Origin of the sequence: Calothrix sp. FACHB-168 (assembly GCF_963889195.1) — a bacterium.
Lineage (GTDB): Bacteria > Cyanobacteriota > Cyanobacteriia > Cyanobacteriales > Nostocaceae > Aulosira > Aulosira anomala_A.
Genome location: NZ_CAWPNJ010000039.1, coordinates 56,385 through 71,826, shown reverse-complemented (window position 1 = coordinate 71,826; position 15,442 = coordinate 56,385). Strand labels below are relative to the sequence as shown.

The 15,442-nt window shown below is 39.5% G+C and carries 13 protein-coding genes; 3 read left to right on the top strand and 10 right to left on the bottom strand.

From position 1 onward, the window contains the following. Positions 1 to 426 precede the first annotated feature (426 nt). From AACW45_RS22915 to AACW45_RS22905, 3 genes are all read right to left on the bottom strand, one after another. On the bottom strand, positions 427 to 1,422 hold the full coding sequence (locus AACW45_RS22915; RefSeq protein WP_190547912.1) for an ABC transporter permease subunit: 996 nt from the start codon (positions 1,420 to 1,422) through the stop codon (positions 427 to 429). After that, positions 1,419 to 2,972, bottom strand: coding sequence for a sugar ABC transporter ATP-binding protein (locus tag AACW45_RS22910; RefSeq protein ID WP_190635084.1), 1,554 nt, complete (start codon positions 2,970 to 2,972; stop codon positions 1,419 to 1,421). The genes AACW45_RS22915 and AACW45_RS22910 overlap by 4 nt, the downstream gene beginning before the upstream one ends. Before the next feature lie 82 nt (positions 2,973 to 3,054). After that, the gene (locus tag AACW45_RS22905) at positions 3,055 to 4,095 is read right to left on the bottom strand and encodes an ABC transporter substrate-binding protein (RefSeq protein WP_190635083.1); all 1,041 of its coding nucleotides are present in this window, start codon (positions 4,093 to 4,095) and stop codon (positions 3,055 to 3,057) included. 351 nt (positions 4,096 to 4,446) lie between these two features. Here AACW45_RS22905 and AACW45_RS22900 point away from each other — a divergent pair, with 351 nt between their 5' ends. Continuing rightward, on the top strand, positions 4,447 to 5,499 hold the full coding sequence (locus AACW45_RS22900; protein WP_190635081.1) for a LacI family DNA-binding transcriptional regulator: 1,053 nt from the start codon (positions 4,447 to 4,449) through the stop codon (positions 5,497 to 5,499). 19 nt (positions 5,500 to 5,518) lie between these two features. Here the strand turns inward: AACW45_RS22900 and AACW45_RS22895 are convergent, their stop codons facing one another. Continuing rightward, positions 5,519 to 6,628, bottom strand: coding sequence for a substrate-binding domain-containing protein (locus AACW45_RS22895; protein ID WP_190635078.1), 1,110 nt, complete (start codon positions 6,626 to 6,628; stop codon positions 5,519 to 5,521). A gap of 251 nt (positions 6,629 to 6,879) precedes the next feature. Here AACW45_RS22895 and AACW45_RS22890 point away from each other — a divergent pair, with 251 nt between their 5' ends. Further along, complete coding sequence (locus tag AACW45_RS22890; RefSeq protein ID WP_190635077.1) at positions 6,880 to 8,127, top strand: serine/threonine-protein kinase; 1,248 nt, start codon at positions 6,880 to 6,882, stop codon at positions 8,125 to 8,127. A gap of 7 nt (positions 8,128 to 8,134) precedes the next feature. Here the strand turns inward: AACW45_RS22890 and AACW45_RS22885 are convergent, their stop codons facing one another. After that, the gene (locus tag AACW45_RS22885; protein ID WP_190635075.1) at positions 8,135 to 8,317 is read right to left on the bottom strand and encodes a hypothetical protein; all 183 of its coding nucleotides are present in this window, start codon (positions 8,315 to 8,317) and stop codon (positions 8,135 to 8,137) included. 131 nt (positions 8,318 to 8,448) lie between these two features. Then, a complete protein-coding gene (crtR, locus tag AACW45_RS22880; RefSeq protein ID WP_190635073.1) occupies positions 8,449 to 9,348 on the bottom strand; it encodes a beta-carotene hydroxylase in 900 nt (299 codons plus the stop codon). Positions 9,349 to 9,813: 465 nt separating this feature from the next. Between crtR and pyk the strand changes: the two genes are divergently transcribed. Continuing rightward, positions 9,814 to 11,580, top strand: a complete 1,767-nt coding sequence (gene pyk, locus AACW45_RS22875) for a pyruvate kinase (protein WP_190635071.1) — start codon at positions 9,814 to 9,816, stop codon at positions 11,578 to 11,580. Positions 11,581 to 11,908: 328 nt separating this feature from the next. On the opposite strand, the gene AACW45_RS22870 is transcribed toward pyk, so the two are convergent. From AACW45_RS22870 to AACW45_RS22855, 4 genes are all read right to left on the bottom strand, one after another. Next, positions 11,909 to 12,133 carry a hypothetical protein gene (locus AACW45_RS22870; RefSeq protein WP_190635069.1) on the bottom strand — a complete coding sequence of 75 codons (225 nt, stop codon included), beginning with the start codon at positions 12,131 to 12,133 and terminating at the stop codon, positions 11,909 to 11,911. Between the two features lie 90 nt (positions 12,134 to 12,223). Then, positions 12,224 to 13,294 (bottom strand): glycosyltransferase family 4 protein, encoded by a 1,071-nt coding sequence (locus AACW45_RS22865; protein ID WP_190635067.1) that lies wholly within the window; start codon positions 13,292 to 13,294, stop codon positions 12,224 to 12,226. Between the two features lie 19 nt (positions 13,295 to 13,313). Next, complete coding sequence (locus AACW45_RS22860) at positions 13,314 to 14,219, bottom strand: glycosyltransferase family 2 protein (protein WP_199331215.1); 906 nt, start codon at positions 14,217 to 14,219, stop codon at positions 13,314 to 13,316. 78 nt (positions 14,220 to 14,297) lie between these two features. Continuing rightward, a complete protein-coding gene (locus AACW45_RS22855; protein WP_190635065.1) occupies positions 14,298 to 15,425 on the bottom strand; it encodes an acyltransferase family protein in 1,128 nt (375 codons plus the stop codon). Positions 15,426 to 15,442 lie beyond the last annotated feature (17 nt).

The window sequence follows — 15,442 nt, the reverse complement described above, 5'->3', positions numbered from 1 at the left end:
AAAACTGGGTTTTTCTTGATTGTCTAAGCTCAAGAGATTGCGATTAATATCTGCGGCGTTGTATGAAATGGGATGAAGTAACGAACCGCAAAGACGCGAAGTACGCAAAGAAGAGGTTTCTTCAGAGGGAAAAAGAAAACCTCACCTTGCAAATATGCAAAGAGTAAACTTGTATTGATGATGTGTTTATTTGATTATTGCTGGCAAATACTTAAAAAAAGTTAGTATGTATAGCGTTTGTGACACTTTGTTATTGCAGGCTAAAAAAAATCTGCGTACCTTTGCGTTAACCTTAGCGTACCTTTGCGTTTAAAAAAACTAATTTTCTACACCTTCATATTAAATCGCCATAATTCCTAAAATCTTGAGATAAACACAGAAGGGAAAAATAGCTAAACAGATAACTATTCATCCCTTCAATTTGTTTTATCGTCGAGAACGTCTGCGCAATCTATCAATCATAACTGCGGCAATAATTACCAAACCTTTGACAACTAATTGCCAAAAGTAAGACATGTTCAACAGGGTTAAACCATTGTTGAGTACAGCAATAATTAATGCACCGAGAAGTGTACCGCCAATGGTGCCAATACCGCCTGTGAAACTGGTTCCACCGAGAATTACAGCCGCGATCGCATCTAGTTCATAACCCTGTCCTAACATACCGGTGGCACTATACAGACGGCTGGCGCTCATAATTCCGGCTAAACCTGCGAGTAATCCACTCACGCCATAAACAAACAGCATGACGCGATTGACTTTGATACCTGTTAATCTGGCGGCTCTTTCGTTACCACCTACGGCGTAAATTTGTACACCTAATACTGTTTGTCTCAGTACAAACCAACTCACAGCCACAGTCAATAAAGCAATGATTACTAGCCAGGGAAGGGGGCCGACATAGCTGTTACCTATCCAAGCAAAGTTGATATTTCGGTTAATTACTGTTGTACCATTAGCAACTAAGAATGCTGCACCACGCAGGGCAGTTAAAGAACCTAAGGTGACAATAAACGGCGGTACATCTAAAAAGGTAATTAACGCACCGTTGAGCAAACCTAACAGCAATCCAGTGACTAAAGCCGCAGGCACAGCTAGCCAACCTAAAGCCGGGAGTAGAGATACTAATACCGCAACTACCGCAGAAACAGCCAAGATTGAGCCAACGGAAAGGTCAATACCTCCGGTGAGAATTACAAAGGTCATCCCCGTAGCCAGGACAATATTAATTGAAGCCTGACGCAAAATGTTGACGGCGTTACCTGCTGTCATAAAATTAGGACTCAGCAGCGCAAATAAAATGCAGATAATTACCAAAATCGGTAAAATCCCGGCAACTTGCAGTAAATTGTTGATGGATTTGCGCTGGCGTTGGGAATTCTCGCTTGGTCTTCTGTTAACTGGTCTTAAGGTTTGACTCATGATGCTAGTACCTCCGATGCTCCTGTTGCATAATGCATAATTTTTTCTTGGCTAATTTCTTTACCGGGGCTGTTGTCTAGTTCGCCGACTAACTCCCCTTCGCGCATGACTAAAACGCGATCGCTCATTCCCACAATTTCTGGTAGTTCGCTGGAAACCATAAGAATTGCAACCCCTTGGGCGGCTAAATCGCTGATAATCCGGTAAATTTCGCTTTTAGCACCGATATCTACGCCTCTTGTGGGTTCATCTAGCATCAAGACTCTAGGATTAATCGCCAACCACCTTGCTAGCAGGAGTTTTTGCTGATTCCCCCCGGAAAGATCCACGGCGCGAATTTCTAAATTAGCTAGGCGGATATGAAAGTTTTCCACTGCATCCGCAGCAATCTTATTAACTGAAGCCCAATTCACAATGCCACTTCTAGCATCTTGCTTGAGTCTATTAAGGCCAATATTCTTGCGGGAACTCATTTCCAGAAATAAACCTTGGTCTTTGCGATCTTCTGGGACATAGCCAATACCCACAGCGATCGCATCACTGGGAGAATTAATTTCAACTTTTTTACCGTTGAGAAATACTTCACCGCTAACTTTGCGATCGGCTCCAAAAATTAATCGAGATACCTCTGTCCGTCCCGCACCCACTAACCCAGATAATCCGAGAATTTCCCCTGCACGCAGTTGAAAACTAGCGGGTTTAACTTTGCGCCCATCGCTAATATTTCTTACTTCCAGCACCACCGCACCGGGATTATTTTGGCGTTGATGTTCGTAAAAGTCCTGCATGGAACGACCAACCATCATCTGTACCAAGCGCTGGGGAGTAATTTCTTCCCTTGTCAAACTCCCAATATATTGACCATCCCGCAACACGCTAATCCGGTCAGCCAAGGCATAGATTTCTTCCATGCGGTGACTAATATAGATAATGGCAATACCATCGTTGCGCAGTTTGCGAATTACCTCAAACAACCGTTCAGTCTCTCTATCAGATAAAGCGGCTGTTGGTTCATCCATCACCAAAATCCGGCTGTTATCTTTTAGCGCCCTGGCAATTTCTACTTGCTGCTGTTCCGCGATCGCTAAAGTACCGACAATATCCGTAGGTGCAAAACTCGCCCCCAAGCTATCTAACACGCGCTGGGCTTCGAGTTCCATACCTTTACGGTCTAAAAATTGACCTTTTTGCAACTCGCTACCCATAAACATGTTTTCGGTAACAGTTAAATTGGGTGCAACGTTCAATTCCTGATAAATCAGATTAATTCCTGCTTTTCTGGCTGTACCCGGATCGGTAATTTTCACCGCTTGACCATTAATCCAAATCTCGCCATCATCAGCAATATAAGCCCCAGCCAGGATTTTCATCAAAGTGCTTTTACCCGCACCATTTTCACCCATTAAGGCGTGAACCTCACCCGGATAAATAGTCAAATTCACACCTTGCAAAGCCGGAACACCATGAAATCGTTTAGCAATCCCGCGCATTTCTAAGACAGGGCTAGCCGTCGCGGGCGGAGAAAAATCTCTTTCAATATTGGTTGTCATAAATAATGAGTCGTAAATACCGAGTTGCTTGCAAAATTCAAAATTATTTTTGACTTTTGACTTTTGACTTTTGATTTTTTTCCTACCACCCAGTCGATGTACTCACATTCTCTTTAGTAATCAACTTGGCGGGAATCAAAATGTTGGGTGATGCTGGTTTTTTGCCATTCAAGATGTCGTTACCTACTTGAACTGCTTTGACAGTCATCCCTCTGGGGTTTTGGGTAGCTGTGGCTGCATAGAGACTATCTTTAATAGCGATCGCTTCTAAGGCTTCGGGTGCGCCGTCAACTCCCACAATAAAAAAGTCTCTGCGTTTAGCTTGGTTAGCAGCTAAATCTACACCCACACCACTAGGATCGTTGATGGCAAAGACAGCATCAATTTTGGGGAAAGTTACTAGTAAATCGCTCATTACTCTCAATCCCCCATCGCGGCTACCTTCGGCGTTTTGGTCTTTAGAAAGTAGTTTAATATTGGGATATTTAGCTAATACTTTCAAGCAACCATCCACGCGCTGAATGACTGAAGTTACTGGCGGCCCGTTAACTATCACAACATTGCCTTTACCTTTGAGGCGATCGGCAATATATTGACAGCTAATTTCTCCAGCTTGCACGTTATTAGTAGTAACTGTAGCATCTACTTCTGCTTCTACAGGTGTATCTACTGCAATCACTATTGTCCCTGCTTTTCTGGCTTGCTCCACCGCCGGTCTGATACCTTTACTATCAGCAGCATTGAGGACAATCAAGTCAGTATCCGCCGCCACAAAATTTTCAATTTGGTTAAATTGCTGATTTAAGTCATAGCCGCTAGAAACTACAGTGACTTTGACATCATTACCACCAATGTTTTTCGCTTCTTTCTCCGCACCTTTAGCCATGACTACGAAGAAAGGGTTGCTTAAATCGCCCAAGGTTACACCAACAGAGCGTAATTTGCGATCGCTCTTATTAGTCTGCGTACTTGTATCAGTAACGTTTTTTGTATTAGTTGTATCTGTGTTAGTGGCTGTATCACTATTAGGAGACACGTTTGTGCAGCTAACCAGCGTACCGCTAACAATACTTAATAAAGTAGCTGCCACACCTGAAGTCAAAGGAATTTTTTTCACATTCATCTAATCCTATAACGCATTTAAATTCAACAAAAATCAGCAGAATATAAATCACGCTTGCTATGAATTAGAAACGCCTTTTATCTCATAAGGGTTTCGAGATTTGTCCCCAATATTTAGGGTATACCCAGGAAAATAGAAGGTTTTCTAGATGTCTTTCACATTAGACGTAAATTTTAAAAGTCATCACCATCGAAAGGCTTAAACTAGGGCTTGGTTATTTTAATTTTTGTTAAACATCTTGTTGGTTAGACTTCATGCACAGGTGTGCATAACTGCTAATTTTTATTCTTGCACACCTGTGCATAAAAACCATGTTAAGTTTAATTACGTCACCTCCAACAATCTGTAAATATGAGTAAGCGAAAAATTTCCATTGAAGATATTGCGCGTCAAGCAGGCGTTTCGCACTCTACAGTTTCCCGCGCTTTACGAGACAGTCCTTTAATTAGCGCCAAGGTGCGGGAGGAAATTAAAAAACTAGCGCAGGAAATGAATTATGTTCCAAATGCGATCGCTCAAAGTTTACAGAATCAACGCACTTATACAGTTGGAGTAGTTGTCACTTCTATCGCCGATCCTTTTTTTGGCGAATTGGTAGAAGGAATTGAACAGGTTGCGAAGCAAGCCGGTTTAAATCTCTTATTAAGTGCTTCACATGGAGATTTTGAGCAAGAAATCGCTGCAATTGAGAATTTTCACTATCGCCGAGTAGACGGAATTTTAATCGCCGATTCCCGCATTAGTAAACACTACACCCAGCAGTTAACCCCATTTACCGTACCAACGGTTTTAATTAACATCGACACAGAAGACAAAGACGACATATTTCACTCAGTCGCGATCGACGATCGCTTAGGTGGTAGTTTAGCCGTAGAACATTTAATCAAACTCGGACACAGTGCAATTGGCTATCTAGGTGTAGGCGATGGTAGCAAAGCCGAACAGCAGCGCCTTGAAGGATATCAAATGGCGCTAACTCAAGCAGGTTTACCACAAAATCCTGATTGGGTAGCAATTTTTCATCGAGTTCAGGAAACAATTAACGATATTGATATCGGTAAAAAAATGCTATCTCAACTAGTTGCAGCTGGAGTCACGGGCATTTTTTGCTACAACGATATGGTCGCAGTTGGCGCTCTCTTAGCTTGTAAAGAATTAGGTATTTCCGTACCACAAGATTTAAGCCTAGTGGGATTTGATAACATTGCTCTCGGTAGTTACATTACGCCACCACTCACCACAGTTAGCCAACGCATGTCAGAAATGGGTGAGGTAGCAATGACGATGTTATTAGATTTATTTCAAGGTAAAACAGTAGAAAATCAAATTTTATCTCCCTTTTTAGTCAAAAGGGCTAGTAGTACAACATTCAGTAGACAGAAACATTCAAGGATTTCTGTATAAAATTCATCCCGCTTGTGTTTTACTTTACTTCGCCCCTCGCAACTGGCTGCTGACTTCTTTCGGGAATTAACCCAGCTTGCTCAATCGCCTGTTGTCCCTGAGCGGTTGCTAAAAGTCTCAAATAAGCTTCGCCAACTTGTTGTTCTTTACCCTGGTTCTGCTTAATTACCACAAATAATTTAGAAGTTATGGGATACTTACCATTGGCGATCGCTTCTGTATTCAGCTGATTGCGTTTTTGCGGACAATCATTTGCGGGTACAAAAGGTTCGCGGTAGGGGGGAATTAACTCTGCGCTAGTTAAGCCTAAAGGTAGAGGTTTAACTGAACATTGATGTACTACACCCCTAGCTGAAGCGTAATATACTCCCCCAGGGGTTTGCTGTAATCGTCGTAATGCTTCTGTGGTGGAGTAAACATACTGTACGTTAGCACCAAGAGACTGCCGATCTAACACCTGCTTACCAGAAGTTAAAACCACATCGGCATTTTCGGGAAATTGCGACAAAGGAGTAATCGGAAGATCCTCACCGCCTACCTGCTTCCAGTTAGTAATTTTTCCCGTATAAATTTGTTGCAATTGCTCGACAGTCAAGCCAGCAACTTTCAACGCCGGGTTAACTACTACCGCTACTCCATCAATTCCCACTTGACGTTCTTCTAGGACAAAACCTCGCTGCTGGGCTAAATTTTTTTCTTCAGCAGTCAGGGGACGAGAAGATTGGGTAAAATCTAATTTTCCCTCAAGTAGCATCCGAATACCAGACCCAGAACCAGGACTAGCATTTTCAGGATTAACGTAACGCAACTGTAGCTCCGGACGAAACACCTGGATTTGCGAATCTACTAATTGTCTGATGGGTGCCCAGGCGGTGCTACCACCGTAGTTAAATGAACCAATGGGAATATTTTTGACTGTATTAAAGTTAGAAGTAGCAACAGCAGAACTATTGACTGTACCGCGATTTTTAGCAGCCAAAGCACCATTATCAACTTGTAGGCGTGGTCTCAACCATAACCAAAGTCCACCAATGATTGCAACTGTCACCAATTCGCCAATAATTAGACCTCTAATCATTTGCACAGCGTCTTGACTCAGGGGAACACGCTTACTGCTATCATTAGTCATCTTTAGTATCTTCCTGTAATATGAGTGAGTGTTCAGTAAGATAGAATCAATAAACAGGTTAATCTTTGAGGCAAATGCTTATTTAATTAATTCTCTAATTTTTTAGTAGATACTAAATGTAATCTTCATCAAGATTAGATAAGACTTGCGCTCAATTACGGTTAGCTTCTTGAAGAAAACTTTATATTCATGACTATATATAAATTGTTTAAGTAATCTTACTTAATTGCAGCCTTTACAAAAACCGTAACATGTTCAGCAGCAAGTTACTAGGCGATCGCTATCAGGTTGTGGAAGTTTTGAGCCAAGGAGCGTTTTGTCAAACCTACAAGGCTCAAGACACCTACTTTCCCAGTTATCCTTACCGCGTTGTTAAACATTTTTTACCTAGTAGTAAATATTCAATTCCCTTAGAAATACGCAGACGGTTATTTACTAGAGAAGTAGAAGCACTGAAAAAACTCAGTAACTATGACCTAGTACCTAATCTTTTAAGTAGTTTTGAAGAAAATCTTGAGTTCTATTTAGTACAAGAATTTATTGAAGGACATCCTCTGAGTGCAGAACTAGCGCCGGGAAAATGCTGGACAGAAACTCAGGTTTTTCAACTCTTGTATGAGATTTTAACTATCCTGAATTTTGTCCACAGTCACGGGCTAATTCATCGAGATGTGAAACCCCACAATATTATTAGACGCCAGCAAGATAATCGCTTAGTTTTAATAGATTTTGGTGCTGTTAAGCCAATTTGGAATCACTTAATTAGAGGTCAAGATCAAACAGCAATTATTACACCTATTGAACAATATACTACTATTGCGATCGGTACCCCTGGCTATATGCCCAATGAGCAACAGCGAGGTAAACCAAGGCTCAATAGCGATATTTATGCTTTGGGTATGATTGGTATTCAAGCGCTAACGGGGATACATCCAACACAATTATCAGAAGATTCCCATACAGGTGAAATTATTTGGCAACAATCAGCACAAGTAAGTCATGGATTAGCCGCAGTACTAAATAAAATGGTGCGCTATCACTTTCAAGATAGATATAAATCGGCAAAAGAAGCATTAAATGCATTACTAGCCCTAAATAATTTTCATAACCTTCAGCAAGATTCGGGTAACATTAAATTTCAAGAATCAAAACCTTTAGCTGAAAATGAAGCTAACCAATTTTTTCAGGTTCAGGAATTAGCATCCTTAGCCAAAGAATCCAAGAATATTACACTAGCAGACACTCTATTACCATCTACCAAAATTTCCGAGCAAAGTGAAGACTCTCAAGATGCTTCATTATTGCCAAATCATTATATTAGCCAAACGAACAATAGTACTATTGCGGCTCCACAAAAGCCTGCTTTGCTAATTGGGTTAGCAGTAGGCGTATTTTCTGGTTTAGTGTTAATGATTGTTAGCTACTGGTCTGTACAAATAGTAGCTCCTACTCCACAAATTCAAGATTTACGCTTACAAATGCCACAAGAATCGCCTTAAAACCTGATTATAATTGTCTTTGTTGAGTTGTTGGTGGTTGCGGATTAGGTTGCACGCTATCTCTATGAATTAAGAACGCTACAATCCCCACAACAACAAAGTTAGTAATGAGCAACCCAAGAGCAGTCCATATCCAAATTTTGGTTTTTGAGTGATTTGCTAATTCGGTTGGGTAGGGTTCGCGATTCATGGTTTGCCTCCACAACAACCCAATAGATAATAATTTATTGTATCTCTACAGGTAACACAGCATAAATAAAAACAAAGTACGCTAAAACGCAGAAAGCTCTTAACTTAATTAAGAGCCTTTGCAACGTTTTGTTAATTTTCCTTTGGTTTATGGCGATGAAACCTAATTCCTAAAAATATGTCGTAAACAAACTCAAAAAAATCTTTCTTTTGTAATAATCCTGAAGTTTGATAACAGCCTTTTTCATCTAACAGAGGTTTCATCAAATGGTAGGTAGGCTGATAGTTATACCAGGGGATAGAAGGCCATAAATGATGAATTAGGTGATAATTCTGTCCCAAAATCAGGATATTGAGAATGGGGTTAGGATAGACGCGAGCATTTTTCCAGCGATCGCGCTCGACAAAGGGACGATGGGGCAGATAATCAAAGAATAATCCCAATGCTATGCCCACAATAAATGCTGGGATAAACCAAAAATTGAGAACATAGCCTAAAAAGTGATACTGAACGGAAATATAAACAATTGTAACGACTATTAAACGGCTGATAAACCATTCTAGTAGTTCGTAGTTACGCCACAGTCGCCTCTGAAAGAAAAATACTTCATGGTACAAAAACCTGACTGCAATCAGCCACAACGGCCCGCCTGTTGAGACATAATGATCTGGATCGTCTTTGGGATGATTTACGTGAGCGTGATGCTGCAAATGAACTCGCGTAAATACCGGAAAAGCAAAAGCCAGGATCAGCGCACTACCATGCCCTAACATCGCGTTGATAATTTTATTGCGATGGGCTGCTTGATGACAAGCATCGTGAATTACTGTCCCCGAACAATGCAAAGCTAAGGTATTAATACTAAAGCATAGCCAGTGCGGCCATTGCCACAGCCAGTAACCAAAGTTAGATAAAACTAGCATGGTGACTGCGGTAAAAAATAGCAGCATTGTTGGGTTAAAATCACCTGGAGGCGCTAAAAATTCCTTAGGCGGGATTGTCAGTGGCTTCTTTGCCTCCGACGTGAGCATTATGAACTCCTTACTCTCTCAAATATTACGAATATACGATAAATATTAGTAAATAATAAACTTTTATAAATTTTTGTATCGCAAATTGTCCTAACCACATTGCCAATGGTGTAAATAAATCAGGCTATGATTGCCAACTAGACTTGAGTATTTGTGAGAAGTTGGAGTTGAAAAATACCTGAGAATGGCAAAGTCAGGCGATCGCCTCAGGCATTGATCGAACCAACTATAGTGTACGATAACAAGTCTATCCCACTGCTTTGTAGCCCTAATACAGCTTGGCATGACAGCGATTACAGGGGAAAGTCACTAGTCCCTAGCCCCTAGCCCCTAGTTTTATACCCTGCTGTACTAGCCTTTATTCCCCTTGTGTGCTGCTGTCATCTTATTGATATAGCAGTGACGGAAATAAAACTGCCCCTTAATTTACGATGGTTTCCTAGATAGATCCTAGAATCAGCCCCTATGCAATTAAGAGATTCTCTACGCCGCACCAAAATTGTTGCTACTATTGGGCCTGCCACTAGCAGTCCAGAAATGCTCAAAGCGATTATTGAAGCGGGTGCAACCACACTCAGGTTAAACTTCTCCCACGGAAGTCATGACGACCATCAACGCAGTATCCGCTTAATTCGGCAAACCGCTTTTGAACTAAATCAGCCAGTGGCAATTCTCCAAGATTTGCAAGGGCCAAAAATTCGCTTGGGGCGGTTTGAAAATGGGTCTATAGTTTTAGCAAAAGGCGATCGCTTTACCTTGACTAATCGCCCAATTATCGGTACACAAGAAATTAGCTGTGTAACCTATGATTATCTAGCCGACGAAGTCCCCGTAGGTGCCAAAATTCTCCTCGACGATGGACGAGTAGAAATGGTAGTCGAGGAAATTAACCGCGATAAAGGCGATTTGCATTGTCGCGTTACCGTAGCTGGTAAACTTTCTAACAACAAAGGCGTTAACTTCCCCGGAGTTTACCTTTCCATCAAAGCCATGACCGACAAAGACCGCGAGGATCTAATGTTTGGTCTCGATCAGGGTGTAGATTGGGTAGCGCTGTCCTTTGTGCGCAATCCCCAAGACATCATGGAAATTAAAGAATTGATTTCCAGCACCGGCAAGAATGTACCAGTAGTTGCCAAAATCGAAAAACACGAAGCCATTGAGCAAATGGAAGCCGTTTTAGCTTTGTGTGATGGCGTCATGGTAGCTAGAGGCGATTTAGGGGTGGAACTGCCAGCCGAAGATGTACCAGTACTGCAAAAGCGGCTAATTGCTACAGCCAATCGTTTAGGGATTCCCATCATCACCGCCACGCAAATGCTAGATAGCATGGTGAGTAATCCCCGTCCCACTCGCGCCGAAGTATCCGATGTAGCAAACGCGATTTTGGATGGTACAGATGCAGTCATGCTTTCCAATGAAACTGCCGTAGGTAGTTACCCGGTGGAAGCAGTAGCAACTATGGCTAGGATTGCCGAGCGCATCGAACAGGAAGAACGACAAAACGCTAATCGTTTGTTGAGAGATACCAGACGTTCGATTCCCAACGCCATTAGCCAAGCTGTGGGACAAATTGCCGAACAGTTGGGTGCAGCAGCTATTATGACTTTAACCCAAACTGGTGCAACCGCTCGAAACGTATCTAAATTCCGTCCCCAGACACCTATTTTGGCAATTACACCCCATGTAAATGTGGCGCGACAGTTGCAAATGGTGTGGGGAGTCAAGCCGCTATTAGTTTTAGAATTACCTTCAGCTGGTCAAACTTTCCAAGCTGCAATTAACGTGGCTCAAGAAAATAAACTCTTAACAGAAGGCGATTTGGTGGTGATGACAGCTGGTACACTCCAAGGTGTTTCCGGCTCAACCGATTTAATTAAAGTGGAAGTAGTGACGGCGATTCTCGGTCAGGGAATTGGACTAGGACAAGGCTGTGTTAGCGGTCGTGCTAGAGTTGCTCATAAAGGTCTGGATGTGAGTAACTTTAATCCTGGAGATATTTTAGTTGCTTCTCGCACCACTGCCGATTTTGTCGAAGCAATTCGCAAAGCATCGGGAATTATTACAGAAGACGAAAGCCTTACCAGTCATGCAGCTATCATTGGCTTGCGTCTTGGCGTACCAGTAATTGTAGGCGTGAAAGAAGCAACAAAAGTCATTAGAGATGGAGCAATTTTAACTTTGGATATGCAACGGGGTTTAATTTACTCTGGTGCTGTGGGAACACCTTAACCCCTGTGGGGAAGTCAAAAGTCAAAAGTCAAAAGTCAAAAGTCAAAATTGTTTTTTTGATTTGGAATTTTTGATAAGTAGATCAATTTCTACTCTGATTGATTTTTAAGATTGAGTGATTCACAAATCTGGCGATGGAGAATTTGGTAGTTGACTGAAGCGAAATAGAAAACTCCATCTTCATCGTCTGATTTACTACATGAATATTCCTGCTAATGTAGAAATCCTCCTTGTCCTTTTTATTCAGATATCTCTCCAGAGTTTCGCCTCGGTAAACGGGTTAGTGAGAATCTGAGAATCTCTAGCACGCCTGAATCGATAAAAACTATCATGATTCTGAATATAATTTTTGTCCGGGAAGTCTTTCTGCATCAACAGTTTTTTTAAATCTTTCAAAAAATTCTTGTCGCTGTAATGATTCAGCATCAGACATATTTTTATGTTCTTCCATTTGTTTAGCTAATAATTCCATAGCACGTTGATTTTTCCGAATTTGTGCTTCTTTATCCCATCCTGATTGATGATTGCTAACTGTATTGTCTTGATCTAACATTTAGCAGATTTGGAAGATTTACAGATTAATTTTATCGCGCGATCGCTTGTCGCTTATCTTCAGTCTCATTGACAGCGAAGCCGCAGCAGCTTACAAATAGCGAGATAAGACTTCAGCAGTAGCAAGTCCTGTTTTTTCCCAGCTAAATTCCTTGGCTCTGGCGATTCCTTGAACCGAAAGACGCGATCGCAATCCTGAATCATTAGCGACAGCCTGCATAGCTGCGGTAATTTCCCCTGTATCATAGGGATTGATCAGAATCGCTGCATCGCCAGCTACTTCTGGAAGGGAGGAAATATTAGAAGTAATCACAGGAGTACCGCAAGCCATTGCTTCTAAGACAGGTAAACCGAAACCTTCCCAAAGACTAGGAAAAACGAGAGCGATCGCACTATTGATAATTTTTGCTAATTCACTGTATGCAACATAGTCCAAAAATTTCACCTGATTAGCAATACCCAATTCCTCAACTTGCGCTTGTAAAGTTGGAGTATAACGCTTATCTGATGGGCCGGCTAACCAAAGTTCGTAATTATTATTATTAGGTAAATTGGCAAATGCTGTAATTAAACGCGCCGGATTTTTGTGAGGATTATGTCTTCCTAAATGAAGAAAATAGTTTTGCTTCGGTAAATTTAAATCAAAAAAATTATTGCTGTCATACGCCAAAGCAATCGGCGTAATTTTATCTTCAGGAATACCTAAAAAACTAATCAAATCTTGAGCAGTAGTTATTGAATTACATATTATATGCTCCGATTGTTCGCTAACAGCAGCAATATAATAATTGCAATAAATCCTTTGACTTAACGAAAAGTATTGTGGGAACCTTAAAGGAATTAAATCATGAGCCGTAATAATATAAGAACAGTTAGAAAATAACGGAGCTTCAGGAATAGGAGAAAATAAAAGTGTAGATTTAAGTCTTTGATAAACCTTTGGTAAATAAAATTGTGTCCAAAGCAAGCGCTTTAAATGACCTTTTGTACCAAACTCAGTAGTAATTTTACTAGGAGATTTATAGCATTTTACCTCTGCAATCTCTATTGGACTTAATACATTTATCTCTAAATTTTTTAATGCTGGTAATAAATTAAGACTGTAGCTTAACCAACCAGTTGGTTGTGTTGGCGCAAACGATAAATTAGCTAATATAGACATAAAAAATTAAAAACAAGCTTTACTGAGTTCCTAAATTTGTAATATTAGGTTTTTTGAATTGAAATAACAACATAATAATTTTCAAACAATTAGGATTAGCTGTAGCGATAAACTCTCCCGAAAATTTTGCAAAAAGATATAATCGCAAGAATATTTGTTCCCAAATAGGGCGATGTTTCTGATAATAGTAAAGTTGGCTGCGTCTGTATTCAATAGACATAGCATTTGCAGACTTCTGCACTGAGTAACCTTTAAGATGAATTAAAGATACATGAGGCGTGTAGATTATTTTATATCCTTGATTTTGCGCTCTTTGGCATAAATCTGATTCTTCAAAATACATAAAGAAGTTTTCATCAAATCCACCTAAAGCATTAAATAGACTAGCACGAATAAAAAAAGCAGCACCCACCACAATATCTACTTCTTGGATTTCTTGAAATTTCTCCTCAAGTAATTTTAGATATGCAGTATTTTGCGCAGCTTGATGCAGTCTACGCGCTTGATATTCCCCCTTAATTCCTATTGCTGGTGAAACAGAAATTTGCAAACTTCCATCAGGATTTAGTAATTTTGTCCCAATAATTCCTAGTTTTGAATTTGCATACATCAACTCAATTAAATGTGGTATGATATCACTTTTAAGAATAGTATCAGTATTTAATAAAAACAGAAATTCTCCAGTTGCTACTTTAGCACCAGCGTTATTACCTGCGCCAAAACCACGGTTTTCTGATTGTCTAATTAAACGGATATGAGGATATTTATCAGCAACTAATTCTGGGCTACCATCACTAGAATTATTATCTACAATAATAATTTCGTAAGGTGTTTGAATAAATTCTTCTATAGAGTTTAAGCAATCTGGTAAAATATCTATACCATTATAATTAACTAAAATAATAGATACATAATTACTCAGCATTATAAATATCGCATATATTGTAGATAACTATTGAACTCAATTTAATTTATTCATAATATCTCCTGTAATTATAAACAATTAATTTTTTTTGAAATATTTTTTAGTCAGAAAACTTACATCTTTAAATGTTAAATTTTTCATTTGTAAACAAGGTTTTTCTATAAACATATAACTGAGAACGGCTAAAATCATAGTTACTAGCATAGAGAGACTTAAATATAATATAAAGCCATTTTTATGAACTCCAAAAAATGCTAGCATTTGTTGTACTGGAAATGCATATATGTACAAACCATAGGAAAAATCACCATATCGATCAAAATTAATAAAAGGTGTTTTGAAGGCTAGCCAAAACAAAATATAAGGAAGAGCCAAAGGCGCAACTAAATTATAAAATCCGTGATTCAGTCCCATCATTATTAATATGATAGAGAAGATAAATAATTGCTTATTTAAGACAATTTTTTCACGATACAGAAAAAATATGCAACCGACAAAAAAATATATAGAAAGTTTTAAAATATATATATCTGAAAAATACGGCAATACTTTACTAGCTGTACCGGGAATTACCAAATTAAGATTATAGGTTAACCATAAAAATATAAATATATAAAAAACTATTTTCTTATAAAAAGTAAAAACACCCAAAAATCCTAGTATGGCAACCATTAAATAGCATCTAAATTCATAAATTAATGTCCATAGTGAACCATTAAAAGCGCGTGGATAGGGAATATTATTTACTAAAAGGTTTGCTATACCATATTGACCTATCTCTAGAAAAAAATTTGCTTTTATATAGTTTAAAGGATTTTCAACTGATGCATGAAAATACCCATTTAAGTTACCATTTTCGGATAAATATATAATTGGAGCAAAAATAAATACAGTCACTATTAAGCAAGTCCAGAATCCAGGAAAGATTCGTAATATTCTGTTCCATAAAAAACGCCAGACGGATGAACTATTGATATAGCTGCGGTTAATTAAAAAACCGCTTAAAATAAAGAAACTAGTTACTGCTAAACCGCCATAGGTTTCTTGGCTATTACCAAATAACCCCTCAGACCCAAAACCACCCAAAGTATAGGAATGAGAAAAAACAACTAAAGCTGCTAAAACGAAGCGCATAACAGTAAAGTTATTTCTCTTTGGGTTGAAAGCATCATTTAAATAAACAGCATTAACTTTATATTTATCCAAAATTAACCTCTAACTAA

Coding starts and splice junctions, on each gene's coding strand:
- AACW45_RS22910 (WP_190635084.1), bottom strand. CDS start 2,972: ATGACAACCAATATTGAAAGAGATTTTTCTCCGCCCGCGACGGCTAGC.
- AACW45_RS22900 (WP_190635081.1), top strand. CDS start 4,447: ATGAGTAAGCGAAAAATTTCCATTGAAGATATTGCGCGTCAAGCAGGC.
- AACW45_RS22890 (WP_190635077.1), top strand. CDS start 6,880: ATGTTCAGCAGCAAGTTACTAGGCGATCGCTATCAGGTTGTGGAAGTT.
- crtR (WP_190635073.1), bottom strand. CDS start 9,348: ATGCTCACGTCGGAGGCAAAGAAGCCACTGACAATCCCGCCTAAGGAA.
- AACW45_RS22860 (WP_199331215.1), bottom strand. CDS start 14,219: ATGCTGAGTAATTATGTATCTATTATTTTAGTTAATTATAATGGTATA.
- AACW45_RS22865 (WP_190635067.1), bottom strand. CDS start 13,294: ATGTCTATATTAGCTAATTTATCGTTTGCGCCAACACAACCAACTGGT.
- AACW45_RS22915 (WP_190547912.1), bottom strand. CDS start 1,422: ATGAGTCAAACCTTAAGACCAGTTAACAGAAGACCAAGCGAGAATTCC.
- AACW45_RS22905 (WP_190635083.1), bottom strand. CDS start 4,095: ATGAATGTGAAAAAAATTCCTTTGACTTCAGGTGTGGCAGCTACTTTA.
- AACW45_RS22895 (WP_190635078.1), bottom strand. CDS start 6,628: ATGACTAATGATAGCAGTAAGCGTGTTCCCCTGAGTCAAGACGCTGTG.
- AACW45_RS22885 (WP_190635075.1), bottom strand. CDS start 8,317: ATGAATCGCGAACCCTACCCAACCGAATTAGCAAATCACTCAAAAACC.
- pyk (WP_190635071.1), top strand. CDS start 9,814: ATGCAATTAAGAGATTCTCTACGCCGCACCAAAATTGTTGCTACTATT.
- AACW45_RS22870 (WP_190635069.1), bottom strand. CDS start 12,133: ATGTTAGATCAAGACAATACAGTTAGCAATCATCAATCAGGATGGGAT.